The sequence below is a fragment of the Actinomadura sp. J1-007 genome (genome assembly GCF_009793335.1).
Lineage (GTDB): Bacteria > Actinomycetota > Actinomycetes > Streptosporangiales > Streptosporangiaceae > Spirillospora > Spirillospora yumaensis.
On sequence record NZ_WING01000003.1, the window covers coordinates 61,417 to 85,878 of the forward strand.

Here is a 24,462-nt window from a genome sequence, read left to right on the forward strand (position 1 = left end):
GGTACGGGCGCCCATGCGGTACGGACGCCTGCTCCCACTTTCCATGGAGCAATACCTATATTCATTTGAGTGTGAAGTCAAACGAAAGTGACGCCGCCCACGTGTGAGGCGCCGGCGACGCCCTCGCGGGGTTTGACCTCAAGCAGTGTTGAGGTCGGAGGATGGCCGGACGCGCCGGCGGACCCGCCGTACGGCGCCGCGCGAACCCGGAGGAGAGCCACGGTCATGAAGGCGGCAGCAGTCAACTCGTTCGGCGGCCCGGAGGTCGTGGAACTGCTCGAGGTCGAGACTCCGCAGGCGGGGCCGGGGCAGATCCGGGTGCGGGTCAAGGCCGCGGGCATCCAGCCGTTCGACGGCGCGGTCCGCCGCGGCCTGACGCTGCCCGGCCAGGACCCGTCCTTCCCCAGGAAGATCGGCAACGATTTCGCGGGGATCGTCGACCAGGTCGGCGAGGGAGCCGCCGGTTTCCCGGTGGGCAGTGAGGTGCTGGGCTGGGCGCTGCTGGCCTGCCACGCCGAGTACGTGGTGGTCCCGGTCGATCAGGTCGCGGCCAAGCCGCCGCAGATGCCGTGGGAGGCCGCCGGCGCGTTCTCGGCCTCCGCCCAGACCGCGTACACCGCCGTCGAGTCGCTGCGGGTCGGCGCCGAGGACACCCTGCTCGTCCACGCGGCGGCCGGTGGCGTCGGCACCGTGGCCGTCCAGCTCGCCAGGATCCGCGGGGCCGCCGTCATCGGCACCGCCAGCCCGCGCAACCACGACTACCTGCGTTCGCTCGGGGCCCTCCCGGTCGCCTACGGCGAAGGACTGGTCGAACGCGTACGGAAGGCGGCCCCCGGCCAGGTCACGGCCGCCCTCGACTGCGTCGGCGGCCCGGCGCTGGACGCGTCGCTGGAGCTCGTCGCCGACCGGGGACGGATCGGCACCGTCACCGACTTCGACCGGGCGCCGGAGCTGGGGGTCTCAGCCATCAGCACGCAGCGTTCCGCCGAACGCCTGGCCGAACTCGCCAACTGGTACGTCGAGGGCAAGCTGCGCGTGGAGATCTCGCACACGTTCCCCCTGGACCAGGCCGCCGAGGCACACCGCCTGATGGACACCGGTCACGTACGCGGCAAGGTCGCGATCGTCGTCGACTGACAACACGCCGGTTTCCGGGAACGGGCCCGACCGTGGCCCCGAGGTTTCAGGCATGTCCGCCTCCGCCTCCGTTCCGGCCGGATCAGGCTTCGTCCCGGCCGCCCGCGACAGCGCCGCTCGGCGACAGCCGGGCGCAGTGGCGGCAGAGCCGGGCGGAGGCGGCGATCTTGGCGTGGCAGAGGAAGGTGAGCGCGCCGGCGAGCACGGTCATCGGCAGGTCGGACACCAGAAGCGAGGCGACGGTGAGGGTGAGCGCGCTGATCGCCAGCGCGGTGGCGGCCGTGGTGCCGGTCCAGGCCATCACGGCGGGCAGCCGCCGCGGGGTGGGCACGCGCCGCGCGAGCGTGCCGGTGGCGGCGAGGCACGCCGCGCCCAGCAGCGCGGTGGCGGCCGCCACGCCTCCCAGGTGCGCGGCCGCCGTCTGGACGAGCCCGGGGAGGCGGCCGTCGGCGGAGCCGTCCGTGATCTCCGCCAGGTTCCAGCAGGCGAACAGCAGCGGCACCAGGAGCGCGATGGCCCCGGCGGTGTGCCGGGTCTGCGCGATGGTGAGCTCGCGCTGGAAATGCGGGGCGAGCTCGGCGACCGTGCCGAACTCGCCGATGGCCTGACGGGTCGCCCGCTCACCGTACGCCTGCCCGCCCGGCTGCTCGGGCGACAGGTCCGCGGCGGCGTCCATGAGCCCTTCGCGCAGCTCACCGACCATCCGTGCCTTGGCCCGGGCGGGGCCGTGCAGCGCCGCGGACAGGTCGGTGAGGTACTCCTCGATCGGGTCGGCGCGGACGTGCGGCGCGGTCACGTCGCGTTCCCCGGCTCGGGGGCGGGGTTCAGGACGGCGCCGATCGCGGTGGTGAACTCTCGCCACGCGGTCCGCTCGGTGGCCAGGCCGCGGCGGCCCGCGTCGGTGAGCTCGTAGCAGCGGCGCCGCCGTTCGCCCGCTGTCTGCCAGGTGCTGCGCAGCAGGCCGATCCGCTCCAGCCGGTTGAGCGCCGGATAGACGGTGCCCTTGCGCAGCTCCAGCGCTCCCTCGCTGCGTTCCTGGACCGCGGTGATGATCGCGTAACCGTGCAGCGGGCCGTCTTCCAGCACCGACAGCAGCAGCCCGTCCAGATGCCCCCGTACGGCGTCCGTCCTCATGGTTGGTAGCCTACCCACCAGAAGTGACGGGTACGCTGCCTACCTATTGGCAGCCAATCCTTTGGAAGGTTCCGTGCCGTGACCAAGCTGCTGTTGTCGGTCCATGTCCTCGCGGCGATCCTGGCGGTCGGGCCGATCGCCGTCGCCGCCTCGCTGTTCCCCCGCCACGCCACCGCCCCCGCGGCCCGGGAGGCGCGGCCGACCGTGTTCCTGCACCGGGTCTGCCGCGGCTACACCGTGGTGGGCATCGCCGTTCCGGTCTTCGGGTTCGCCACCGGCGCCCGGCTCGGCGTCCTCGGCGACGCCTGGCTGGTCGCCTCCATCGCGCTCACCGTCCTCGCGGCCGGCGTGCTGGCCCTGGGCATCCTGCCCGGCCAGCGGCGGCTGCTCTCCCTGACCGCGGCCCGCCGAACGGCAGGCGGAACGGCCGGCGAGCCCGCCGGTGCCGAGCGCGCGGCGGCGCGGCGGCTGACCATGATCACCGGGGTCTTCAACCTGCTCTGGGCGGTCGTGGTGGTGCTGATGATCGTCCGTCCCGGCTCCACCACGGGAGCGTGAGCGCGATGCGCACGCTGCGGATCGCCGCCGCCGCCGAGGCCGCCACCCTGCTGGTGCTGCTGGCCAACCTCGCCCTCGTGCACGCCCAGCCGGTCACCTCCCTCGGCGGGCCGCTGCACGGCACCGCCTACCTGGTCGCCATCGCCACCACGTGGCACGCCGCCGACGAGGGCGCGCGGGGAGCCGTATGGCGCGCACTCATCCCCGGCGTGGGCGGCCTGCTCGCACTGCGCCGGCTACAGCGCCGCTCACCGGCCGCCGAACCGGCGCCATCGGATCACACGATGAGGACCCCATGACCCCGCCACCGGCCCCCGCCAACCTCACCGAAGGAGTTACCGCATGAACAGGCGTGACGTTCTCCGCTCAGGCACGGTCGCCACGACCGGCCTCGGCTTCGGCGTGCTCGGCGCCGCGTCCCCGGCCTCGTCGGCGCCCCGCCCGCCCGGCAGGCTCCTGCGGGTGCACACCGTCCTGTACGACGGCGTGGAGGAGCAGGACTTCGCCGGCCCGGTGGAGACCTTCGGCATCGTCCCCCACGACCAGCACCCGATCAAGCAGAGCTTCGTGACCGCCGACGGCCCCCGCACGGTCACCACCGCCGCCGGGATCGACATCGCCGTCCGCACTCCGTGGTCGCCCCGTTCCGCGGACATGATCGTCGTGCCCGGCGGTGGGCTGGGCCCCGGGTCCGCGGTGGCCGAGGAGATCCGCCGCGGCGTCCTGCCCAAAGCCCTGGCGGACGCCGCCGACCGCCCCGGAATGATCATCGCGTCGGTGTGCACCGGAGCCCTCCTGCTGGCCGCCGCGAAGATCACCGCCGGGCGGCCCTGCACGACCCACCACGCCGCCGTCAAGCTCCTCGAAGCCCAGGGCGGCAAGATCGTCGCGGCCCGGGTCGTCGACGACGGGAACCTGATCACCTCCGGCGGCGTCACCTCGGGCATCGACCTCGCCCTGTGGCTGATCGAACGCTTCTACGGCCCCCAGACGGCGCTGTACACCGAGCAGGTCCTGGAGTACGAACGGCGCGGCACCGTCTGGCGCTCCCGCTAGAGCGTCCAAGGAAGCCGGACATGGACGGCGCGCCTCGGGCCGGCATGTTCGCCGGTCCGCGTTCGTCAGTCCGCGTTCGGCTGGGCGCGCCGGGCGTAGGCGCGTGCGGCGCGGGCACGGTCGCCGCAGCGGATGGAGCACCAGTGGCGGCGGCCGTGGCGCAGCAGGTAGCGGTTGCACGGGGGCGAACCGCAGGCGGTGAGGCGCTCGGCATCGGGACCGGTCAGGAGGTCGGCCGCGTTGGCCGCGAGGGTCGCGAGGGCGTGGTCGAGGATCTCGTTGGTGGGGCAAGGGGTCGCGCGGTAGGGGCCGTCCTTCTCGTCCCAGTACAGCAGGGCGGCCGTGGGGGCCCGGCTCAACGCGTCGTTGACGGCGGACAGGGCCGCGGGCAGAGCGGGCAGCCCGGCGACGTGAGCGGCGAACAGGGCCTTGAGGTGTTCACGCAGCGAGCGCAACTGCGCCGCGCACATCTCCTGCACCCCGGCATCGGCCGGGGCGAGGCCGCGTTCGGTGAGCCACCGGTTCGTCGCCGCGGGGGTGCCGAGGAGATCGACGAAGTGCCCCGCGGGCAGCGCGATGGCGCTGTTGACGAAGTCGAGGGCGAGATGGTCCTCCGCCCCCGGCGCGGGCGGCAACGCGGACTCGGCGGTCAGGGGCTCGCTCATGGCTCTCATGGTAGGGGTTGCACTCTTCCGTGAGAAGTCGTTACCGTGCTTCACGGATAAGCCCCTTGTCATCCGTGAGGTGTTGTATGGCCGGTACCAGCGCGACCACCGAGCAGATCCCCGTCCGCGCCCTCGGCGGCCCGACCGCCCTCTTCGAGTACGGTGGCCTGCGGTTCCTGACGGACCCGACGTTCGACCCTCCCCGCGAGTACCGCGTGCCGGGCGGCCGGCTGACCAAGGTGGCCCCCTCCCGCGCCGCACCGGACGACCTCGGCCGTATTGACGTGGTCCTGCTCTCTCACGACGAGCACCCGGACAACCTCGACGACGCCGGCCGGGCACTGCTCGCCGACGTCCCGCTCACCCTCACCACGCTCGGGGCGGGCGGCGTCTCGGGAACGGGGCCAAGGGACTGGCCGACTGGGAGCCGGTCGAGCTGGACCGTCCCGGCGGCGGCACGGTCACCGTGACGGGCGTGCCGGCCGTCCACGGGCCCGGCACGCGCGAGGAGGTCGAACCGATCACCGGCCAGGTCGTCGGATTCGTCCTGACCGGTGACGGCCTGCCCACGATCTACGTCAGCGGCGACAACGCCTCGCTCGACCTGGTCGGGCAGATCGCCGAACGGTTCGGCCCGGTGGACACCGCGATCCTCTTCGCCGGGGCCCCCCGCTTCACCGTCCTCTTCGACAACGCGCTCATCGTCCTCGACAGCGCCCAGGCCGCCGAGGCCGCCACGATCCTCGGCGCCCGCCGGGTGGTTCCCGTCCACTACGACGGCTGGGCGCACTTCACCGAGGGCCGTGACGAACTGCTGGCCGCCTTCACCGCCGCCGGGCTGGCCGACCGCCTGGACTTCGGCGACCCCCGCTGACCGGGCGGCGTCGGCGGACCGGCGCCCGGCCCGCCGACGCCGCCCGAACCCGGCCTCCATGATCTCCTCGGCCCCCGACGCCGCTCCCCCGACGCCCGCCGCACCGTCGCGATCGCGACGGTGGCGCCGTCCGGGCGGGTCTATCGAAGGAACACCCTCCTGTGACCAACACCGTGCCCGCCCGGACCGAGGACCTCTCCCATGCCCAGGTGCAGCGCCGCATCCTGATCGTCCTGGTCGCCGCCCAGGTCCTCAGCGGCGCTGGACTGGCGGCCGGGGTGGCGGTCGGCGCCCTGCTCGCGCAGGAGATGCTCGGCTCCACCGGCCTTGCCGGTCTGCCCAGCGCGCTGGGCACCGCCGGTTCCGCGCTGGCGGCCCTCGCCGTCGGGCGCCTCTCGCAAGCCCGCGGCCGCCGCCCCGGCCTCGCCGCCGGCTACCTGGCCGGTGCCGTCGGCAGCGCGGGCGTCATCGCCGCGGCCGTCGCCGGCAACGCCGTCCTGCTGTTCCTCTCGCTGTTCGTCTACGGCGCCGGTACGGCCACCAACCTGCAAGCCCGCTACGCCGGAGCCGATCTGGCATCCCCCGCGCACCGCGCCAGCGCCGTGTCCACCGTGCTCGTCGCCACCACCCTGGGCGGCGTGGTCGGCCCCAGCCTCGCCGCACCCACCGGCGACCTCGCTCACACCCTCGGCATCCCCTACCTGGCCGGGCCGTTCCTTCTCGCCGGCGCCGCCTACGCGATGGCCGCCCTGATCCTGGCCATCTGGCTGCGCCCCGACCCGTTGCTGCTGGCCGGCGCCCTGGAAGCCGAACGCACCGCCGCAGAGGCGGCGCGGCCGGGCGACGCCGCCGGCCGGCCTGGGCCGGCGGTCGAAGGACACCGCTCCCTCCTGCTGACCGGCGCGCTGGTCATGGTGCTCACCCAGCTGGTCATGGTCGCGATCATGACGATGACCCCCGTCCACATGCACGACCACGGCCACGGCACCGGCGCCTCCGGCCTCGTCATCGCCGTCCACATCGCCGCGATGTACCTGCCCTCGCCCCTGACCGGCCGACTCGTGGACCGCCATGGCCGCCTCACGATCGCCGCCGCCTCCGGGCTGACGCTGCTCGCCGCCGGGATCGTCGCCGCCAACGCCCCCAGCGACTCCGTCACCCCGCTCGTGGCGGCCCTCGCGCTGCTGGGGCTGGGCTGGAACTTCGGCATCGTCGCCGGAACGGCGATCATCACCGACGCCGTTCCCCTGGCCGCCCGCGCCAGGACCCAGGGCCTGGTCGATGTCGCCATCGCGATCGCCGGCGCCACCGGCGGCATGGCCTCGGGCCTCGTCGTCGCCGCTGCCGGCTACCCGCTCCTTACCATCGGCGGCGGCATCCTGGCACTGGTCATCGTGCCGGCGGCCGTCGCCACCGCGCGCAGCCGATGACCGGTCATCGCACGCCCCGCCCGAGCGGCCGCCTGTTCCCGGACGACCGGCGGGGCGGGGACGCGTTCAGGAGCGGGGCCTTCAGGGACCAGGATCTTGCCGGGGCCGCCGAACCTCGCGATCGCCTCGCGCAGGGCGTTGAGCTCGGACGGCTCCACGTCGTCGGCGAGTTCGACGACGTAGCGTTTGCCGCGCAGGCCGCGCGCGGGCGGCCTGCCGTTGACGACCAGGCCGTCCAGCAACGTCGGATGAGGCGCGTCCTTGATGGGATCGACGGGGAACAGCTCCACGTGCCTCCCGTCGGCGAAGCCGACCGCCGCGAGGCGCTTCCACTCCAGCCCGCCCTGGACGCGCCCGCCGAACACCGGCCACAGTCCTTCCGGGTCCACGGCCAGGCACGGAGCGAGCAGCCGTACGCGCACGTTCCGCCAGACCGCGAAACCGAAGAACGCCATCCAGGGCACCCAGATGACCACCGCCGTGACCCGTTCGCTCGTCGGCGCCGGGCCCTTGTTCCCGGCCGCGTTGACCATGCCGGGGACGTCCGTTCCGAACAGCGCGTACAGCGGCGGACAGATCGTCAGGCCCAGCATCACGAACGCCACGAGCAGCAGGAACGGGCTCGCGATGATCCACTGCGTGCGGCTCATCCGCCGCCACGACCGGCGGCTGAGCTCGCGGCGGCGTTCGCGTGGAATCCGCTTGATCGCGATCTGGAAAGCCTCGGGACCGGGCCTGCGCGTTTTCCCCCGGTTGTCGGCGTTCGGCATCCGGCACACGATATGGGACGAGACGGCCAGGTGGCGAGGGGTCACCAGGGCTTCGCCCGCACGTCCCGCCCGGCCCGGCGCCCAGCCCGGCAGTTCGCGACCGGTGGGTACGGTCGAGCGCATTTCCGGGTCAGGTGCCGGCCGAGCGGGCGCGCGGGTTCAGCGCAGGGGCCTGGAGGCGCCGCTACGAGGACGGGCAGAAGACGGTCTCCATGGCCTTGCCCATGGCTTGGCCCGCCCCGGAGGTGTCCTTGCCGCTCAGGGTGGCCGACACCGCGAACTGGCGGCGGCCGTCTTCCGAGTAGAAGGTCATGGCGAGGAAGCCGGGGCCGTTCCCGCCCATGATGTAGAGATCGTCGCCGCAGACGCCGCGGGTCCTGTCCAGGGGCCGCCGATCACCGGGCGGCCGGTCGGTCAGGATTCGCTGGAGTTCCGGCGGCAGCAGCTTGCCCTGGGTGAACGCCCGCTTGTACGCGCTGACGTCGTGCGCGGTGGACACCACTCCCCCGGCCGCCCCGGCGATGCTGGCGTTGAACCGGTCGACGTCGCGCGGCCTGCCGTTGGCGTCGGGGTAGTAGCCGTGGCCGTGCGGCCCCTTGATGCCTCCGGCGGCTTGAGGGGAAGGTACGTCTTGGTCATCCCGAGCGGGCCGAACAGGCGCCCGTGCAGTTCGGCGGCCAGGTCGTGGCCGGTCACCCTCTCGACGACCATGCCGAGAAGGGTGTAGTTGGTGTTGGAGTAGGACCACTTCTCGCCCGGTTCCCCGGTCCGGGGACGGGCGCGGCTCCACTTCACCAGATCGAGCGGCCGGTAGTGGGTGGTGAAGTCGAACACGTCGAACGAGGGGTCCTCTCCCTCGCTCCCGTCCGGGTTCGGCTTTCCGGCGTACCAGTCAGGAATTCCTGAGGTGTGCCGGATCATCTGCCGTACCGTGATCTCGCCGGCCCGTTCCACCAGGTCGTTCTCCGCCACCTCCGGCAGCAGGTCGGCGAGCTTGTCGTCCACGCCCAACCTGCCTTCCCCGACCAGTTGCAGCACAACGGTCGCCACCATTTCCTTGGTCTGCGACCCGATCCGGAAGCGGGAGTTCGCCGGTATTTTTCCGCCCTTGCCGCCCAGCAGCCGGGAGCCGGCGCTGCCCACCCCGATGGGTTTGCCGTCGACGTAGGCCCCGCCGACGGACCCCACTACGCCGTGGGCTTTGGCCAGATCCTCCATCGCCTTCTGCACGTTCCCGCCCGTATTCGCGCGGTGGGCGCCGGGTCGGCGGCGGCGGGCCAGGCCGAGGCCACCATCAGCATGGCGGCCCCGGCCGCCAGCCCCGCCCTCCTCAGCGGCCGACGAACGTTCTTCTGCGACAAGACGCGCTCCCTTTCGTGTTCCCCTCCGCGACCGAAGCAGCATGACTTCGGTACGGACCGCCGTGGTCCGCGCCTCCACCCAAGACGGAAGACCATTGCGGTGGCGTATGCGTTTTTCGATACGCCCGCGATACACGTGATCCGCGGCGTCCAACGAAGCGGATGGTCAGGCGCGGTGGGCTGTGACGATCCAGGCGCGCGAGTCGAAATACACGCCGCTGTCGGTGCTGTGGGCGGCGAGGGTGGCGTGTAGTCGCGCGCGTGCCTGCTCGACCGTCGCGGCATCGAGGGTGGCGAGCAGTTCCTTGTCCCAGAGGCGGAGCACGTTATCGAACGCGGTGGCGGTGTCCGGGCCGTAGTAAACGGGTTCGCGCACGTCGGTGAAGCCGACTTCCGTGAATCCTGCCGCCGTCAGAGTGCCTTCGGTGATGGACGGGTCCGCGAGCGAGAACGGGTCTGGAACGCGGGCGGGAGGGGCGGGTTCGGGCATCGCGGCGGGACGGGGCTGGCGGATCGCGGAGGCCCATTCGTTGCGTTCGCGGTCCTGCCAGACCAGCAGCACCAGACGCGCTGCGGGGCGCAGAGCACGGGCGATATTGGTGAACGCGGCGACCGGATCAGCGAAGAACATCGTCCCGAACCTGCTGATGGCGAGATCGTAGTGCGCCGGCGGGAAAGGGTGAACCTGGGCGTCCGCCTGCTGGTAGGCGATGTTGGTCAGCCCCTGGCCATCACTCAGCCGACGGGCCCGTTCGAGCATTCGCGCGGACGGGTCGACGCCCACCGCGCTTCCGTTGACGGCGGCGCGGGCGGCCTCGCGTGTGGACTGGCCCGTCCCGCAGCCGATGTCGAGCACACGGTCGTGGGAGCCGACGCGGGCGGCGGCGCGGAACAGTTCGTTGTGCTGACGCAACTCCGCGTCGTAGTCGAACACGTCGGTCTGCTCGGACGTCACTGTCCTGCGTCCTTTCGATCGATGTCCCGCTTCGGCGAAGCGCGGCCCGGGGCCGGGCCGGGGGCCGGGTGGGGACCGTGGTCAGCGGAGGAGGGGGAGGAAGATCGTGTCGACGATCTCTTCGAGGACGTGGTCGGGCACGGGGCGAAGGTCGTGAGGAACTCGTGGCGCAGCAGGTCGAAGGGCAGCGACTTGATGCGCCGGGTGAGGCGTTCCGGTCTGATCTCGCCGCGGTCGACGGCGCGTTCGAAGAGGGTGTCGGCGGTCTTGTCGCGGGCCGCGGCGAACAGGTCGCCGGGGCCGGCGCCGGTCTCCTGGTAGTAGCCGGCGAGCTGCACGCTCATGACCGTCACGAGCTGGACGCGGGTGGCGTTGATCTCCCGCATCAGGGTGAGGACGTCCTCCCGCAGGCTGCCCGTGTCGGGCGCGTCGATGCGGGACTCCTCCAGGATGTGGGCGATGGCCGCCCGCACGAGCTGGTCGCGGTCGGACCAGCGGCGGTAGAGGACCGAAGGGCTGGTGCCCGCCCGCTGGACGACGGCGTCCATGGTGAACCTGGCGTAACCGCTCTCGGTGAGCTCTTCCCAGGCCGCATCGAGGAGCGCCTTCTCCAGTACCGCCCCGCGGCGCCGCTCCGGCATCCGTACCTCCCTTGGATAGATTTGCCTATCTTAACGTAGCGCCCTACGCTGGCGGCATAAGATAGAGTCGTCTCTCTTAGGAGCTGCCCGATGAGCACTTCCCACGGGCCCGGACCCGCGCAGGCGGACCCGGACCGCATAGATCCCGCCCTGTGGCGGATGGCGTTCACGATCATCGTCGGCACCCTCGCCGTCGTCTTCGACTCCACCATCGTCACCGTCGCCCTGAACGACCTGGCCAAGGCGTTCCACGCCCCGCTGGCCACGATCCAGTGGGTCAGCACCGCCTACCTGCTGGCCCTGTTCGTCACCATCCCGATCGCCGGATGGGCCCAGTCGCGGCTCGGCGGCAAGCGGCTGTGGATCGCCGCGCTGGGCCTGTTCCTGCTCGGCTCGGTCCTGTGCGCGGTGGCGTGGAACGCCACCAGCCTCATCGCCTTCCGCGCCGTCCAGGGCGTCGGCGGCGGCGTCATGATGCCGCTCATGGCCACGCTGGTCATGCAGGCCGCCAAGGGCCGCAACATCGGCAAGATCATGGCCACGGTCACCCTGCCCACCGCGCTCGGCCCCATCCTCGGCCCGGTGCTGGGGGCGCCATCCTGAGCCTGGCCGACTGGCGCTGGATCTTCCTGGTCAACATCCCGTTCTGCGTCGTCGGCGGCTGGCTCGCCTGGCGCAACCTGCCCGACGACCGTCCCGCCTCGGACCGTCCCCGCGCCCGCCTGGACGTCGTCGGCCTGCTCCTGCTCTCCCCCGGCGTCGCCGCCGTCGTCTACGGGCTGTCGCGGGTCGAGGGCAGCACGGGCGGCTTCGCCAGCGCCGAGGTGCTCGTACCGCTGGTCGGCGGGCTCGCCCTGGTCGGCGGCTTCACCGCCTGGGCGCTGACCCGCACCTCCGGCGCCCTGGTCAACCTGCGGCTGTTCCGCCACCGCGCGCTGGCCTCCGCCTCCGCCCTGGGGTTCCTGTCCGGGGCCACCCTGTACGGGGCGATGCTGCTGCTGCCGCTGTACTTCCAGCAGGTACGCGGACAGGACGCCCTCGGCGCCGGGATGCTCCTCATCCCGCAGGGCATCGGCGCGCTCATCGCACGCACCCGGGCCGGCCACTACACCGACCAGCTCGGCCCCCGCTGGGTCGCGTTCGCCGGATTCGCCCTGGCCACCGCGGGCACCGTGCCGTTCGCCTTCGCCACCGCCGACACCAGCAAGGTGCTGCTCATGGCCGCGCTGGTCGTACGCGGCATCGGCGTGGCCACCGCGGTCGTCCCGCTCACCGGCGCCGCCTTCTTCGGCCTCGGGCACCGGGACATCCCCGACGCCAGCATCATCTCCCGCGTCGCCCAGCAGGTCGGCGGCTCGGTGGGCACCGCCGTGCTCGCCGTCATCCTCCAGCACACCACCGGCGGCGCCCGCACCCAGAGCGCCATGGCCGACGGCTTCGACGACGCCTTCTGGTGGTCGGTCGCGTTCACCACCGTCGCCGTCCCGCTGTGCCTGCTCCTGCCCGGCCGCCCCAAGCCGCCCGCCCCCGCCGACACAACGGAGAGCGAAGCCGTCGCCCGCACCTAGCCGCGCGGTATCGCGCAGCCGGATCGGCCTGCCGCCTTCACCGGGCCCGTGAAGATGGGCTCCGCGCGAGATCGACGCGGCGCTCGCCGCAGGCGGCACGCTGGTCAGCCTGGTCAGCGACGCGGAGGCGCCGAGCTTCTGGGTGCTCGCCAACCCCGAAGGCAACCGAGTCTGCCTCTGCACCTGGCAGGACCGCGGCTGATACCCACTGACACCCGTCCCCGGCCGGACGGCTGGGGCCGCTTCCGCCGGGCCGTGTGCCGTTACGGGGCGATGCCCAGGGCCGCGCAGGCGCCGTCGACGGCCGCGCGGCGGAGCTCGTCCTCCGGTACGTCGGGGAACTGGATCGTGCAGTCCTGGATGCCGCCGAAGGCGATCACGGCGCGGGTGGCCTGCGCCAGCGTGGGTTCGGGGCCGTACAGCAGCTTGACCAGCCGTTCGCGCCAGTCCAGCACGAGATCGATCACGCCGAGGTCGGCGAGGGTGGTCAGCTCGCTGAGCATGAGGACGATCTCTTTGCGGTGGCGGTAGTGGAAGTCGAAGTAGCCCTCCAGCAGGGCGCGGGGCTTGACCTCGGCCAGCGCCTCCTGACCCGCCAGGAACGCCTTCTCCTCGTCGAGGATCGGCTGCACGATGCTGCGGACGAGTTCCTCGCGCGAGGAGAAGTGGTAGTAGAGCGCCGGTTTGGTGATGCCCAGCCGGTCGGCGATGTCCTGAAGGCTCGTCCGCTGCACGCCCTGCTTGGCGAACAGCTCGCGCGCGACCTCCTGGATCCGCTGCTTGGTGTCAGAGGGCCGCCGCATGCGGCCAGCCTATCTGACTTAACGATAGGTAAGTCCTGGCCTATACTTACCTATCGTTAAGTAAGGAGGCAGGCTCATGCGGATCCTCATCTCCGGCGCCAGCGTCGCCGGTCCGGTCCTGGCGTACTGGCTCACCAGGCACGGCTTCTCCGTCACCGTCGTCGAACGCGCCCCGGCCCTGCGCAAGACCGGCGGCCACGCGGTCGACCTGTTCCGGCCCGCCATGGACATCTCCGAGAAGATGGGCGTGCTCCCGCGCGTCGAGGAACGGGCCACCGGCGCCGACCGGATGACCGTCCACCGGGAGGGCTCGCGGCGTCCCGTCCGGGTGGACCTGTCCAAGATCTTCGGCGCCGCGTCCGACCGGCACGTCGAGATCATGCGGGACGACCTGAGCGAGATCTACTACGACGCCGGGCGCGACGGCGTCGAGTACGTCTTCGACGACTCGATCACCGCGATCTCCCCCGACGGCGAGGTGCGGTTCGAGAACGCCGCGCCGCGCCGCTTCGACCTCGTCGTCGGCGCGGACGGGCTGCACTCCAACGTGCGCCGCCTCGTCTTCGGCGAGGAGTCCGCCTTCAGCGCCTTCATCGGGGCCTACCTCGGGGTGCTGACCCTGCCCAACCTCTCCGGCCTCGACGGGGAGCTGCTCCTCCACGTCGGCGTCGGCCGCACCGCCGGCATGTACGGCGCGCGGCACCGCGGCGACGCGCGGGCGCTGTTCCTGTTCCGCAGCGAGCGCGAACTCGACTGCCACCACCGCGACGTGCCCCGGCAGAAGGAGCTGCTGCGCGGCGCGTTCGCCGGGATGCACCCCGACGTGGACCGCTGGCTGGACGAGCTCGACCGCACCCCGGCGTTCTACTTCGACTCGATCACCCAGCTCCGCCTGGACACCTGGTCGCGGGGAAGGACGGCGCTCGTCGGCGACGCCGGCTACTGCCCCGGCCCGGCCGTCGGCGGCAGCACCACCCTGGCCGTCGTCGGCGCGTACGTCCTCGCCGGGGAGCTGGCACGGGCGGGCGGCGACCACGAGCGCGCGTTCCCCGCCTACGAGCGCGCGATGGCCGAGCACGCACGCGGCAGCCGCGCGGCCGCGCTGAGCGCCGCGAAGACCCTGATCCCCACCTCCCGCCTCGGCGTCTGGGGACTGGCCCAGGGCGCCCGGCTGATCTCCGCCCTGCCCGCCGGCCCCAGCCGCGCCCTCCTCCGCCTCACCACCAAGAGCGCACGCGTCTTCAACTCCATGGCCATCGACGACTACGAGCCGTTCCCCGCCGCGTCAGAGGATCGCGCGGCAGGCTGAGCCGGGCCCGCGGATCGGCGTTCCGCCTGGTGAGGACCGTCCTCCATCGGCCGCCGGTCCGTTGGCGCGTCGGCGGGGAGAACGACGATGTCGAGGGTCCGGACGCGTTCGGGGTCGGTGTCGATGTCGATGCGGGTGATCTTCTCGTCGACGGTGAAGGTGATGACCGCCTTGGGTCGGCCCAGGTGCGACCAAACGGCCGCCGGAACGCCGTCCACCAGCGCGAGCCGGGCGGCCTGGGCCCGTCCGGCGAAGAAGGCCGCCACCTCCTGGCCGCCGCGGAGGTCGCCGGCGACGGCGTCCGGATCGAGCAGTTCGAGCAGGGCGGCGAAATCCCCGCCCCGGGAGGCGGCGAGGAAGGCTTCGATGATCTCCCGCTTCGCCGATCGCGCGGCGTCGGACGCGCCCGCCGCCCCTTGCACCCGGCGCCGGGCGCGGCTGGCGATCTGCCGGGCCGCCGTCGGGGAACGGTCGATGATGCCGCCGATCTCGGCGAACGACACGGCGAAGACGTCGTGCAGGACGAACGCGAGCCGTTCGGCCGGAGCCAGCGCGTCCAGCACCACCATCAGCGCGACGCCGACCGAATCGGCCAGCAGCGCCTCGTCCTCAGGGCCGTCCTGCCCGTTCGGACGGATGCTCGCGTGCCGCGCGTGCGGTTCGGCCGGCAGCGCCCCGGCGGGCTCCTCGGGCCGGATCCGGCGTGCTTCGAGCATGTTCAGGCAGACCCGGGCGACGATCGTCGTCAGCCACCCTCCCGGGTTCTCCACCTGGCCGGTGTCGGCGCGGCTGACCCGCAGCCACGCCTCCTGCACCGCGTCCTCGGCCTCGCCGGGCGAGCCGAGCATCCGGTACGCCACCGCGTGCAAGCGGTCCTGGTGCTCGGCGAACCGCTCGCGCACCCAATCCTGCTCGTCCATCTGTCACATTCCTCCGTTCGGCCGGTCATTACTGATTGACCGGTGAACAGGCGCCGATGTGACGGCCCTGGCCGTCCGGCCTGCCGGTCCAGACGGTACGACCACATCGAGCATCAAGGAGACAGGCCATGAAAGCGCACGTCAGTTCGATCCTCCTGGGCGTCCGGGACATGGAGGCGTCCAAGCGGTTCTACACCGAAGGGCTCGGCTGGAAGGTCAAGGACGACTACGGCATCTCGGTGTTCTTCGAGTCGGATGGAGCCTCGCCCGTCGGGTTCTACAGCCGCGACGGACTGGCCGACCAGGTGGGCACCAGCCCCGAGGGCAGCGGCTTCAGCGGACTGGTCCTCACCTACGTCGTCCGCAGCGAGGCGCGGGTGGACGAGATCATCGCCGAGGCGCGGAAGGCCGGCGCCACGATCCTCAAGCCCGCCGGCGCCCTGCCCTGGGGCGGGTACGGCGGCACCTTCGCGGACCCGGACGGCTACATCTGGAGCCTCGGCTACAGCGCCCACGGAACCGACCAGCCGTACGCGGAATAGCCCCCGCCCGGCCCGTTCGGGCGGCGGGTGCCTCCACCGAGACCACTGGGAGAGAACCGTGTCACTGCGAATGAGCACCATCATGCTCGGCGTCAAGGATCTGGCCCGCGCCAAGGAGTTCTATGAGGCGCTGGGCTGCAAGGCCGACAAGGAGGCCCGCCATTTCGTCTCGTTCGACCTGGGCGAGGGATCATCGCGGCTGGCGCTCTACGAATGGGAGGCAGCGGCGCAGGACGCCGGTGTCTCCGCGCAGGGCTCCGGGTTCCGCGGCGCTTCGTTCCACTTCAGCCCCGACTCCAGGGAGGTCGTGGACGAGATGATGCGCAATGCGGTGGCCGCCGGCGGCAGCGTGGTCAAGGAGGCGGCCGCCGCACCGTGGGGCGGGTACTTCGGCTATTTCAGCGACCCGGACGGCTACCTGTGGAAGGTCACCACCTACGCCTCCTGACCCCGCACTGACGACCGGGCGGCAAGCCCTTCGCTTTCTGGCCCGGGAAGTGAAGCCGCGGCGGGCCCGAGTGGCCCGCCGCGGCTATATCCCCGCTAGTCCCCCGCCAGCACGGTGAAGGTGAATCCGGCGGTTCTCGAACGACGCAGCGGAACGTCGCTCTTGACCCGGCGCAGCACCTCGTTCCTGCTGAGGCCGAGCCCTTGCGCGATGAGCCGTTCGGGGCGGACCGGTACCGGATCGTCGAAGACGACCTCCACCTTGAACGGCCACGCATCGTCCAGCCAGGTGGACGGGACGTCCAGCCGCCAGGCGCCCGTCCAGTCCAGCGTGAAGCGGTTGCGGCGGGCGAGCACCGGATCCAGCAGCGTGGACGCCACCAATTCCGGATCGTTGACGCGGTAGCCGTGGAGCACGGCCTGATCGAACGACCTGACCGGTGTTCGCTCGTGCACGGTGAGCTTGCTGGTCCGTTCGCAGGACACGCAGCGGACCAGCAGCCACGCGTCCAGCAGCTTGCCGTTGGCGTTGACGCGGAACCTGCCCTCGCCGGTGGTGGCGGACTCCGAACGGCAGTCCGCGCACCGCAGCGACAGCAGGGGCAGCCTGGTCCGGCGAACGGTCCAGGGCAGCACGGTATGAGGTTGTGAAGACATGCTCTCTCAAGACCTGACACGAGGCCGATTGCGCGCGGCCTCAAGCGCTGAATGCCTGGGCGCACATGGGCAGCCCGGCAGAGCCGACGGGAGCGTCGGCTACGGGTGAGCGGAAGAAGGTGTCAGATCTGAAGAGCAGGCGGGGTCACGCGGTTTCGTCCTTTGTCTTCACTGCGACAGGCCGCAGGCAATCTACGGCAACGGCAGGGAAGGGCTCAAACGGCTTTCCGACCGAGATCCCCGGTCAGCCCCGTCCGAGCACGCAGAACTCGTTGCCCTCCGGGTCGGCCATGACCTTCCACGAGACATCGCCCTGGCCGACGTCGGCGAACCTCGCGCCGAGCCCCTCCAGCCGGGCCACCTCCGCCGCCTGGTCACCACCGGTGTGCGGCAGCACGTCGAGATGGACGCGGTTCCACACGATCTGCGCGTCGGGCGTGCGGACGAACTCCAGGTACGGGCCGACCCCCAAGGGCGAACGGAACACCGCGCGCTCGTCGGTCACCTCGTGCAGGGTCCAGTCGATCGCCTCGTCCCAGAACCGGGCCATCGCCCGCGGATCCGAGCAGGCGACCGCCACGCGGGCGATCTGCCCGGTGTCCTTGTAGATCTCCTGGGGCTCCAGCACGCCGAACAGGTTGCCCTCCGGGTCGGTCAGGGCCGTCCACGCGACATCGCCCTGCCCCACGTCCGCGGGCGTCGCACCGAGTTCCTTCAAACGCGCGACCAACTCCGCGTGGTGGGCCTCGGAGGTGGTGGCGAGATCGAGGCGCGCGCGGTACTTCACCGTTTCGGGGTCCGGGACGGTGACGAAGTCGATGTAGAAAGCGGCGGGGTCCGGCCAGACGAAGCCCTTGGGCTCCAGGTTGGTCACACCGGGACCCTCACTGGACATACCCCAGCCGAGGACGTCCGCCCAGAACCGGCCGAGCGCCGAGTCGTTCCGAGCCTTGATGTTCACGTGAACAAGTTGCAATGCCATTTTTCCGATCATAGGCCCAGGTAGAGGGCCCGTACGAACCCAGCCCGCGGGCCCTGCGCCACCCCTGGCGACGAGCCGTTCACGGCTCCGCCGCTCATCGCTCACATGGCCGACGGTGTGCGCGTGACGGGTGACGCGGCCGACAACGGGCCCCGTTCGAGGAGCGTGATCGACGTTGCCGGAAAAGGGTTGGACGGGATGAGGATCGGGCTTGTAGCTTGCAGTCGTCCGTGACGCCGCCCGAGGAGGTGAGACCCATGAACGCTGTAGCGATGTGGGTGCTCCCCCTTCCGGTCACGGACGGGCGATTGACATAGGTGTCGCCGGGAGCGCCCCGCCAACAAGGCACTCCCGAAAGGCAACACCTATGCACTCTCCGCAGTTCACCGCCGAGCCGTCGTCGAACGACACGGTCGAGCGCGACTCCACAGCGGGCGACGTCCCCGAAACCCGGTCGCGGACCTCCGGCACCGATCGCACTCCCCTCGTATTCGACGTGATCATCGCCGGGTGCGGGCCGACCGGTGCGATGCTGGCCGCCGAACTACGGCTGCACGGCGTGCGGGTACTCGTTCTGGAGAAGGAGACCGAGCCCAAGTCGTTCGTCCGCATAGTCGGCCTGCACATCCGCAGTCTCGAACTGATGGCGATGCGCGGGCTGCTGGACCGCGTTCTCCCACACGGAAGGAAGCGTCCGGCCGCCGGCTTCTTCGCCGCCATCGCCAAGCCCGCGCCCAAGGACCTGGATTCCGCGCACGCCTACCTGCTGGGCATCCGCCAGCCGGTCATCGAACGCCTGCTTGAAGAACACGCGTCCGAACTCGGGGCGCAGGTCCGGCACGGTTGCGCCGTGGCCGGCTTCGCGCAGGACGACGAGGGCGTGACCGTCGAACTGTCCGACGGCGAACGGCTGCGTTCGCGCTACCTCGTCGGCTGTGACGGCGCGCGCAGTACGGTGCGCAAACTGCTCGGCGTCGGCTTCCCCGGCGAGCCCTCGCGTACCGACACGCTGATGGGCGAGATGAAAGTGGGAGTGCCGCAGGAGGAGATCGCCGCCAAAGTCGCCGAACTCAAAGAGACCCATCAGCGATTCTGGCTCCGGCCCTTCGGCGAAGGCGTCTACAGCGTCGTGGTCCCCGCCGCGGGAGTCAGCGACCGCACGGAACCGCCCACCCTTGAGGATTTCAAACAACAGTTGCGCGCCATCGCCGGAACCGATTTCGGCGTGCACTCCCCGCGCTGGCTGTCCCGTTTCGGCGACGCGACCCGGCTGGCCGAACGTTACCGGGTCGGCCGGGTGCTGCTGGCCGGCGACGCGGCGCACATCCACCCGCCCACCGGCGGACAGGGCCTCAATCTGGGCGTTCAGGACGCGTTCAACCTCGGCTGGAAACTGGCCGCGCAGATCCGCGGCTGGGCGCCGGAAACACTCCTGGACACCTATCACGCCGAACGCCATCCGGTCGCCGAGGACGTGCTCGACAACACACGCGCCCAGATGGAACTGTCGTCCACCGAACCGGGCCCGCAGGCCGTGCGCAGGCTGCTCACCGAACTGATGGACTTCGACGAGGTGAACCGCCACCTGATCGAGAAGATCACCGCGACCGGCATCCGCTACGACTTCGGCGAAGGACCCGACCTGCTCGGCCGCCGCCTGCGCGACATCGACGTGAAACAGGGCCGCCTCTACGACCTGATGCACCGCGGCCGCGGCCTGCTGCTGGACCGCACCGAACGCCTGACCGTCGGCGGCTGGTCGGACCGGGTCGACTACCTCGCCGATCCCACTGCGGCACTGGACGTTCCGTGCCTCCTGCTCCGTCCCGACGGCCACGTCGCCTGGATCGGCGACGACCAGCGGGACCTGGACGACCACCTCTCCCGCTGGTTCGGCAAGCCCCGGCGTGACTTCGCCTGAGCAACCGAAAAGGCCCGTGAGGCACAGCGACTGACCAACGGAAGCATCAGCCGTGGTGCTCTACCGCCAGGCTCGGCGTACGAGGTGGCGGAAGAGCACCACGGGGATGCTGCCTGGTCAGTAGGCGATGCCGATGGTCTGTTCCGTTGTGGCGGGTCTTGGATGAAGGCCAGGACGGCGTGGGCCAGGTCGGAGCGGGAGATCTGATGGCCCTTGGGCAGGTTGGCTTCGAGGCCTGACGGTAGGAGTTGCGGCCACGGCCGTTGGTCAGGCGCGGCGGGCGAACGATCGTCCACGCAAGGGCGCTGGCGCGGATCTCGGCCTCCATGGTCGCCAGATCGGCGTAGACAGGGGCGAATGCCGCCTTGATCAAGGGAATGAAGAGCTTGCGGCCCAGGAAGGGCTCATCGGGAGGAACGGGACCCACCGGCGCGGCGCTGACGGCCACGAAACGCCGGGTGCCGGACTCGGTCAGGGCCTTGATGATGTGCCGGGTCAGCGTAGTGGTGATCGCGGCGCGGGCTTGGCGGGACGTGTTCGGTCCCAGCGCGGAGGCCGCGGCGTCGTGGTCGGCCAAGGCAGCGGCGAGGGCCGTCGGATCGTCGAGCGGCTGCGTCGACACCGTCAGGGCGGGATGGTCGATCGACAGCTTCGACGGATCGCGGACGAACGCGGTCACCTGGTGACCGCCGTCCAGGGCCTGCTGAAGGACGCACCGCCCCGTCCGGCCGGTGGCCCCGAACACGGCGAGCCTCATGACGAGCCCGCCTTGGTGCCGGAGATGAGGAGCATCGGATCGGCGGGTGTGCGTTCGACGCGCGAATCGGTGAACGCAAGCGGTGCGACGAGCTTGCGCGCATCGTCCAGATCAAGCCCTTGACCTGCGATATAGGTACGGAACCCCATCAGGGCGGGAGCACGCAGGGGGCGAGGGGTCCTGAACCGCGCCACGAACGACCGGGCATCACGCAACGTGCACCCGCGATCGACCTCCACGACCAGGAGCAGGCCGCCAGGACGCAGGACGCGGAGCATCTCGGCGACGCCCTTGGCCTGGTCGGGCCAGTGCTTGATGGACCCGATGCTGACGGCGGCGTCGAAACGGTCGGCGGGAAAGGAGAGGTCAAGCGCCGACCCCGCCTGAAAGCTGACATTGGGCTGGTGCCGAGCACGCTGCGCGGCCCGGCTCACCTGCTCGCGGGACAGGTCCACGCCGGTGATGCGCAGAGCGGGAGCGGCCTCGGCGAGCCGTACGGCGAACTGACCACCGCCGGAACCGACCTCCAGAACCGAACCGCCAGCAGGGACCGCGGCGACGATGTCCTCGACGAGAGACGCCGTGCCGGCCAGCACGGCATCGGCGATGAAACGGTCGTAGAACCAGGAGTCGATGCGGGTGTAGCGCCGGGTGATGTTCGTCAAGATCATGTGACCCATACCGTCCGCTGCTCGCTCTTGCCGCGACAGTACCAACAAGATCATCAAGCCCCGCTGGGCCCCCTCCCCCCAACCCCCTTCCCGCCAACCTCCCACCTCCACCAGGCCCCCGAACCGAACCGGACACCTCTGCACCCCAGGGCCATCTGCCCCGCAGGCAACGGCGCGTCCCCAGGTAACCCTCGTCACCGCATAAAAGGAACCGGTGCGCTCGCCTGGTCCTCGGAACGGCAGGGGTTGAAGGCCGGGAAAGCGCGGGTGAGGATGGCCTGAGGTGCCGGGTGGTTTCCCGGCGAAGTGTTGGAGGCGCTGCTGGTGAACGCCGCAACTCTGCGGCGCGCCTTGGCATGCGCGCCAGACGCCGACCACTTCGCTTCGCCCACCGGCTGACCTGCTGGCTCGCGGTGGGCGCGTCCCGCTATGGGAGACCACCGCAGTGCCTGAAAACTCCTGCGCTGACCACGTCCGAACGGGCCGAACCCGCCCGGACGCATTCCACATGCACGCCGCGGTAGCGGCCGCATCCACCCGCAATCCGCGCCCGCCGTACCCGCCGGGTGCCGTCCGGCCACCGTCACGTTCCCACCTGGCCTCGGTGCTGTCGGCGCATGATCTGCTGGCGTCCCTGCTCTTTGCGGGGTCCTCCCGCGGCTGCGGACGCCGTCCACCCGTCTTCCTGCCGCTGCACCACCACGGGCACGGCCGCCTCTGCTGGCCGACCCTCGGCATATACGCGCTGACGATCACCTCCCCGCTCATTGCCGGACGACGCAAGCGACCAACCCGCGCCCCAAACGCCACCCCGGCCGACGATTCGTCCCCATGAAGCACGCGGCTCCAACGCCCTGGCACCACCCGTACGGAACCGCGCCGATCAAAGACAGGGACCGCGTGCACAACATGACCGAATCGATCCTCTCTGGCCTCGCCGCCGGCTACGCGCTCGCGCTTCCCATCGGCGCCATCGCGGCGCTGATGGTGAGCCTGGCCGCTCACACCTCACTTCGTGTGGGCATCGCAGCGGCCCTGGGCATCGCCACCGCGGACGGCCTCTACGCGCTGACAGCGGTCCTGGGCGGCGCAGCCGCCGCGCACCTGGTCGAACCCATTACCCAGCCCCTGAAATGGCTCGCCGCCCTAGTGCTCTCCACCCTGGCCGTCCGCATCGCCATAACGACCTTCCGACGCCGCCAGGAAAGCAGCGCCCAAGCGCCGATCCACCCCGCCGTCCTGACCCGCTCCGCAGGCGCCTACGCCGGCTTCCTCGGGATGACGCTGCTCAACCCGTACACGATCATCTACTTCACCAGCCTCGTGCTCAGCCGCGACGACACCGCCAACGTCACCGCCGCCACCCAGTGCGGTTACATCGCAGCGATCTTCACCGCATCGGCCAGCTGGTTCGTCCTGCTGGCCGTCAGCGGGGCCATGCTGGGACGGTTCATCACAGGGCACCGCGGCCGCGTCGTAACGGGCCTCGTTTCCAGCCTGGCCATCGGCGCACTAGCAGCGAACGCACTCCTATCGGCATGACCCCTCTGCTCGCGCGCCACACCGGTCGCCGTCCGTTCGGGACGGTCAGCCCCTGCCCGCACTCGCTAGAACGGCTCCCTAACCAACACGGCTCGACTGCAACAGGCCCCATCAGCGCCAACGCCGCACGCCGTGACGAAGGCCCAACGCTCGCAGGAGGCGCCAACGGGCGGGGCGGTGCGGCGGGCCGTGACCCCGCAGCACCGCCCCGGCCTTCTCCCCCGATCGTCAGGCGGCTGGGGCCAGTTCAGCCGCGTGGTCGGCCGCCCACTGCGCGAGCGTGCGGCCCTTTCTGCCGGTGACCTGTTCGAACGTGGGTGAGACCGATGGGGGTTCCTCGGCGTACTCGGCCTGGTAGCCCAAGATGAAGTCGGCGACCTCCGCTGGGAGCCCGGCCTCGATGTAGGCGTGGCGGGCCTGCCCGTACGTCAGTCCCTCGAACGCGATCGCACGGCCGAGCCCGGTGCCGATCGCCTCCACCTGCTCCCGGTGCGTGAGCGCCTCCGGTCCCGTCAGGTCGTACGCCCGGCCCGCGTGCCCGTCCTCCAGCAGGGCGATCGTGGCGACCTCGGCGATGTCGGCCTCGTGGATCGGCACGCCGACGCCGTCGGGATAGGCATTGCGGACGACGTTCTCCGTGCGGATGGACTCGGCCCAGAAGTCGAGCTTGTTGATGGCGAACTCGCCGGGCCGTACGTGGGTCCAAGCGGCTCCGGACTTCTCGACGAGCTCCTCCACCGCCCGCAGCGTCGCGTAGAAGCCGGCCCGTCGGCTCGTGATGCCAGAGCTGGTCAGCGACACGATCCGGCTGACCCCTGCCGCCGCGGCGCGGTTGACGAACGCCTCCGCCGGGCCGGTCGCGTCCTCTGGGCCGAATATGCCCGGGATCAGGAACACGCCCTGCACACCGTCGAACGCCAGGTCGCCCGGACGGTTCAGGTCGCCCTTGACGACGTCGACACCGTCGGGCAGCCCGGCCATCTGCGGGTTGCGGGTGAGCGCCCGCACCGGCCGTCCGGCCTCGACGAGCCGATCGACCACGTGCCTGCCCACGGTGCCGGTCGCTCCAGTAACCAGGATGGTCATGGACAAACCTCTCTCTGTGGAACGAACGATGGGTGCGGGCCCGCTGCCAAGGACGGTAGGGCGGATCCGGCCGACTCCGCATATAGAACGTTCCCACCTGGGCATTCGTGGGGACGTGCCAGGCGCCGATGACTTGTGTCGGGCAGACATCGCGCCCCTCCAGGCTCCGCGTCTCGTTCCAGAACATCGCGTCCGGAGTGCGGACAGAGATCGGGGCGCCCGCCGTCGGGTCAGGTCGGGCCGAGACGTGCCGCTACGAGATGGATCAGGTTCCAGCCGTCGAGGTCGACAGGGGCGTCGAACGTCGCGCCGCACGCCAATGCCTCGTCCAGCAGCGCGCGGACGGTTCCGGGCCGGTTGAGGTTCAGGTAGGTGTCGGGCCTGCCCTGCCCGGTGAGACGCAGGACGGCGCCCGAGTGCAAGGATCCGTCGGGAACGAGCCGTCCCGGCCCGTTCTCGAAGACGAACCGGATCTTCCCGCGCTCGCCCTCGCGCCAGATCGCGAGTGTCTCCGCGCAGTCGTATCCCGGACTGCCCGTCTCATCCGTCCCACGCGCGTGCCGATGCCCGACCCGCCAGCGGTAGACCTCGTCACCGATCAGCAGACGGCGGCTTCTACCGGCTCCCATTCCGTCACCCTAGCCGGGGACAATCAGGGCGACATGACGTGAACACC

At 71.1% G+C, this 24,462-nt stretch carries 29 protein-coding genes and 1 pseudogene; 14 read left to right on the forward strand and 16 right to left on the reverse strand.

The annotated features are described in order from the left end of the window. Positions 1-225 precede the first annotated feature (225 nt). The gene (locus GEV43_RS41565) at positions 226-1,137 is read left to right on the forward strand and encodes an NADP-dependent oxidoreductase (protein WP_160826191.1); all 912 of its coding nucleotides are present in this window, start codon (positions 226-228) and stop codon (positions 1,135-1,137) included. A gap of 82 nt (positions 1,138-1,219) precedes the next feature. Here GEV43_RS41565 and GEV43_RS41570 read toward each other — a convergent pair whose 3' ends face one another. Continuing rightward, positions 1,220-1,933 carry a hypothetical protein gene (locus GEV43_RS41570; RefSeq protein ID WP_160826192.1) on the reverse strand — a complete coding sequence of 238 codons (714 nt, stop codon included), beginning with the start codon at positions 1,931-1,933 and terminating at the stop codon, positions 1,220-1,222. Further along, the gene (locus GEV43_RS41575) at positions 1,930-2,271 is read right to left on the reverse strand and encodes a helix-turn-helix transcriptional regulator (RefSeq protein WP_160826193.1); all 342 of its coding nucleotides are present in this window, start codon (positions 2,269-2,271) and stop codon (positions 1,930-1,932) included. Before GEV43_RS41575 ends, GEV43_RS41570 begins: the two co-directional genes overlap by 4 nt. 78 nt (positions 2,272-2,349) lie before the next feature. Between GEV43_RS41575 and GEV43_RS41580 the strand changes: the two genes are divergently transcribed. The 3 genes from GEV43_RS41580 to GEV43_RS41590 are packed head-to-tail and all read left to right on the forward strand — an operon-like array spanning position 2,350 to position 3,885. Continuing rightward, the gene (locus tag GEV43_RS41580; RefSeq protein ID WP_160826194.1) at positions 2,350-2,829 is read left to right on the forward strand and encodes a DUF2269 family protein; all 480 of its coding nucleotides are present in this window, start codon (positions 2,350-2,352) and stop codon (positions 2,827-2,829) included. 5 nt (positions 2,830-2,834) lie between these two features. Continuing rightward, positions 2,835-3,128 carry a hypothetical protein gene (locus GEV43_RS41585; RefSeq protein ID WP_160826965.1) on the forward strand — a complete coding sequence of 98 codons (294 nt, stop codon included), beginning with the start codon at positions 2,835-2,837 and terminating at the stop codon, positions 3,126-3,128. A gap of 43 nt (positions 3,129-3,171) precedes the next feature. After that, complete coding sequence (locus GEV43_RS41590) at positions 3,172-3,885, forward strand: DJ-1/PfpI family protein (protein WP_160826195.1); 714 nt, start codon at positions 3,172-3,174, stop codon at positions 3,883-3,885. Positions 3,886-3,950: 65 nt separating this feature from the next. Here GEV43_RS41590 and GEV43_RS41595 read toward each other — a convergent pair whose 3' ends face one another. Beyond that, positions 3,951-4,550: an ABATE domain-containing protein gene (locus tag GEV43_RS41595; protein ID WP_160826196.1), complete on the reverse strand. Its 600-nt coding sequence runs from the start codon at positions 4,548-4,550 to the stop codon at positions 3,951-3,953. Between the two features lie 86 nt (positions 4,551-4,636). Here GEV43_RS41595 and GEV43_RS52600 point away from each other — a divergent pair, with 86 nt between their 5' ends. From GEV43_RS52600 to GEV43_RS41605, 3 genes are all read left to right on the forward strand, one after another. Then, entirely contained in the window at positions 4,637-5,020 is a 384-nt protein-coding gene (locus tag GEV43_RS52600) for an MBL fold metallo-hydrolase (protein ID WP_241684461.1), read from the forward strand. Beyond that, a complete protein-coding gene (locus GEV43_RS52605; RefSeq protein ID WP_241684557.1) occupies positions 4,987-5,424 on the forward strand; it encodes an MBL fold metallo-hydrolase in 438 nt (145 codons plus the stop codon). Before GEV43_RS52600 ends, GEV43_RS52605 begins: the two co-directional genes overlap by 34 nt. A gap of 161 nt (positions 5,425-5,585) precedes the next feature. Next, complete coding sequence (locus tag GEV43_RS41605; protein ID WP_160826197.1) at positions 5,586-6,854, forward strand: MFS transporter; 1,269 nt, start codon at positions 5,586-5,588, stop codon at positions 6,852-6,854. Here the strand turns inward: GEV43_RS41605 and GEV43_RS41610 are convergent. The 5 genes from GEV43_RS41610 to GEV43_RS41630 form a co-directional block, all read right to left on the reverse strand. Then, entirely contained in the window at positions 6,773-7,624 is an 852-nt protein-coding gene (locus GEV43_RS41610) for a hypothetical protein (RefSeq protein ID WP_160826198.1), read from the reverse strand. The genes GEV43_RS41605 and GEV43_RS41610 overlap by 82 nt on opposite strands. A gap of 184 nt (positions 7,625-7,808) precedes the next feature. Continuing rightward, positions 7,809-8,123 (reverse strand): hypothetical protein, encoded by a 315-nt coding sequence (locus GEV43_RS41615; protein WP_160826199.1) that lies wholly within the window; start codon positions 8,121-8,123, stop codon positions 7,809-7,811. Next, complete coding sequence (locus GEV43_RS41620) at positions 8,039-8,854, reverse strand: serine hydrolase (RefSeq protein WP_160826200.1); 816 nt, start codon at positions 8,852-8,854, stop codon at positions 8,039-8,041. The genes GEV43_RS41615 and GEV43_RS41620 overlap by 85 nt, the downstream gene beginning before the upstream one ends. Before the next feature lie 297 nt (positions 8,855-9,151). Then, positions 9,152-9,940 carry a class I SAM-dependent methyltransferase gene (locus GEV43_RS41625; protein ID WP_309240263.1) on the reverse strand — a complete coding sequence of 263 codons (789 nt, stop codon included), beginning with the start codon at positions 9,938-9,940 and terminating at the stop codon, positions 9,152-9,154. Further along, positions 9,937-10,581 (reverse strand): TetR/AcrR family transcriptional regulator, encoded by a 645-nt coding sequence (locus GEV43_RS41630; RefSeq protein WP_206681656.1) that lies wholly within the window; start codon positions 10,579-10,581, stop codon positions 9,937-9,939. The genes GEV43_RS41625 and GEV43_RS41630 overlap by 4 nt, the downstream gene beginning before the upstream one ends. A gap of 159 nt (positions 10,582-10,740) precedes the next feature. Here GEV43_RS41630 and GEV43_RS52610 point away from each other — a divergent pair. Both GEV43_RS52610 and GEV43_RS56770 read left to right on the forward strand, forming a co-directional pair. Beyond that, a pseudogene (locus GEV43_RS52610) lies at positions 10,741-12,149 on the forward strand (MDR family MFS transporter). Between the two features lie 70 nt (positions 12,150-12,219). After that, positions 12,220-12,351, forward strand: a complete 132-nt coding sequence (locus GEV43_RS56770) for a hypothetical protein (protein WP_375539154.1) — start codon at positions 12,220-12,222, stop codon at positions 12,349-12,351. A gap of 61 nt (positions 12,352-12,412) precedes the next feature. Here GEV43_RS56770 and GEV43_RS41645 read toward each other — a convergent pair whose 3' ends face one another. Further along, positions 12,413-12,952 carry a TetR/AcrR family transcriptional regulator gene (locus GEV43_RS41645; protein WP_160826201.1) on the reverse strand — a complete coding sequence of 180 codons (540 nt, stop codon included), beginning with the start codon at positions 12,950-12,952 and terminating at the stop codon, positions 12,413-12,415. A gap of 76 nt (positions 12,953-13,028) precedes the next feature. Between GEV43_RS41645 and GEV43_RS41650 the strand changes: the two genes are divergently transcribed. After that, positions 13,029-14,261, forward strand: coding sequence for an FAD-dependent monooxygenase (locus GEV43_RS41650; protein ID WP_160826202.1), 1,233 nt, complete (start codon positions 13,029-13,031; stop codon positions 14,259-14,261). Here GEV43_RS41650 and GEV43_RS41655 read toward each other — a convergent pair. After that, positions 14,216-15,181 (reverse strand): sigma-70 family RNA polymerase sigma factor, encoded by a 966-nt coding sequence (locus GEV43_RS41655; protein WP_160826203.1) that lies wholly within the window; start codon positions 15,179-15,181, stop codon positions 14,216-14,218. The two genes, GEV43_RS41650 and GEV43_RS41655, sit on opposite strands and share 46 nt — an antisense overlap. Positions 15,182-15,309: 128 nt before the next feature. Here GEV43_RS41655 and GEV43_RS41660 point away from each other — a divergent pair, with 128 nt between their 5' ends. Together GEV43_RS41660 and GEV43_RS41665 are read left to right on the forward strand one after the other, a co-directional pair. Next, positions 15,310-15,723, forward strand: coding sequence for a VOC family protein (locus GEV43_RS41660; protein WP_160826204.1), 414 nt, complete (start codon positions 15,310-15,312; stop codon positions 15,721-15,723). A gap of 58 nt (positions 15,724-15,781) precedes the next feature. Next, on the forward strand, positions 15,782-16,171 hold the full coding sequence (locus tag GEV43_RS41665; protein ID WP_160826205.1) for a VOC family protein: 390 nt from the start codon (positions 15,782-15,784) through the stop codon (positions 16,169-16,171). A gap of 95 nt (positions 16,172-16,266) precedes the next feature. Here the strand turns inward: GEV43_RS41665 and GEV43_RS41670 are convergent, their stop codons facing one another. Beyond that, complete coding sequence (locus tag GEV43_RS41670) at positions 16,267-16,806, reverse strand: DUF1062 domain-containing protein (protein ID WP_309240264.1); 540 nt, start codon at positions 16,804-16,806, stop codon at positions 16,267-16,269. 265 nt (positions 16,807-17,071) lie between these two features. After that, positions 17,072-17,809, reverse strand: a complete 738-nt coding sequence (locus GEV43_RS41675) for a VOC family protein (RefSeq protein ID WP_160826207.1) — start codon at positions 17,807-17,809, stop codon at positions 17,072-17,074. A gap of 367 nt (positions 17,810-18,176) precedes the next feature. On the opposite strand from GEV43_RS41675, the gene rox reads away from it, so the two are divergent. Further along, entirely contained in the window at positions 18,177-19,730 is a 1,554-nt protein-coding gene (gene rox / locus GEV43_RS41680) for a rifampin monooxygenase (protein ID WP_160826208.1), read from the forward strand. A gap of 46 nt (positions 19,731-19,776) precedes the next feature. On the opposite strand, the gene GEV43_RS41685 is transcribed toward rox, so the two are convergent. Continuing rightward, positions 19,777-20,487 (reverse strand): NAD(P)-dependent oxidoreductase, encoded by a 711-nt coding sequence (locus GEV43_RS41685; RefSeq protein WP_160826209.1) that lies wholly within the window; start codon positions 20,485-20,487, stop codon positions 19,777-19,779. Further along, a complete protein-coding gene (locus GEV43_RS41690) occupies positions 20,484-21,158 on the reverse strand; it encodes a class I SAM-dependent methyltransferase (RefSeq protein ID WP_160826210.1) in 675 nt (224 codons plus the stop codon). The genes GEV43_RS41685 and GEV43_RS41690 overlap by 4 nt, the downstream gene beginning before the upstream one ends. A 909-nt stretch (positions 21,159-22,067) precedes the next feature. On the opposite strand from GEV43_RS41690, the gene GEV43_RS41695 reads away from it, so the two are divergent. Then, a complete protein-coding gene (locus tag GEV43_RS41695) occupies positions 22,068-22,700 on the forward strand; it encodes a LysE family transporter (RefSeq protein ID WP_160826967.1) in 633 nt (210 codons plus the stop codon). Between the two features lie 228 nt (positions 22,701-22,928). Here GEV43_RS41695 and GEV43_RS41700 read toward each other — a convergent pair whose 3' ends face one another. Continuing rightward, positions 22,929-23,786 carry an NAD(P)H-binding protein gene (locus tag GEV43_RS41700; protein ID WP_160826211.1) on the reverse strand — a complete coding sequence of 286 codons (858 nt, stop codon included), beginning with the start codon at positions 23,784-23,786 and terminating at the stop codon, positions 22,929-22,931. Between the two features lie 230 nt (positions 23,787-24,016). Then, positions 24,017-24,415 carry a hypothetical protein gene (locus GEV43_RS41705; protein ID WP_160826212.1) on the reverse strand — a complete coding sequence of 133 codons (399 nt, stop codon included), beginning with the start codon at positions 24,413-24,415 and terminating at the stop codon, positions 24,017-24,019. Positions 24,416-24,462: the final 47 nt, after the last annotated feature.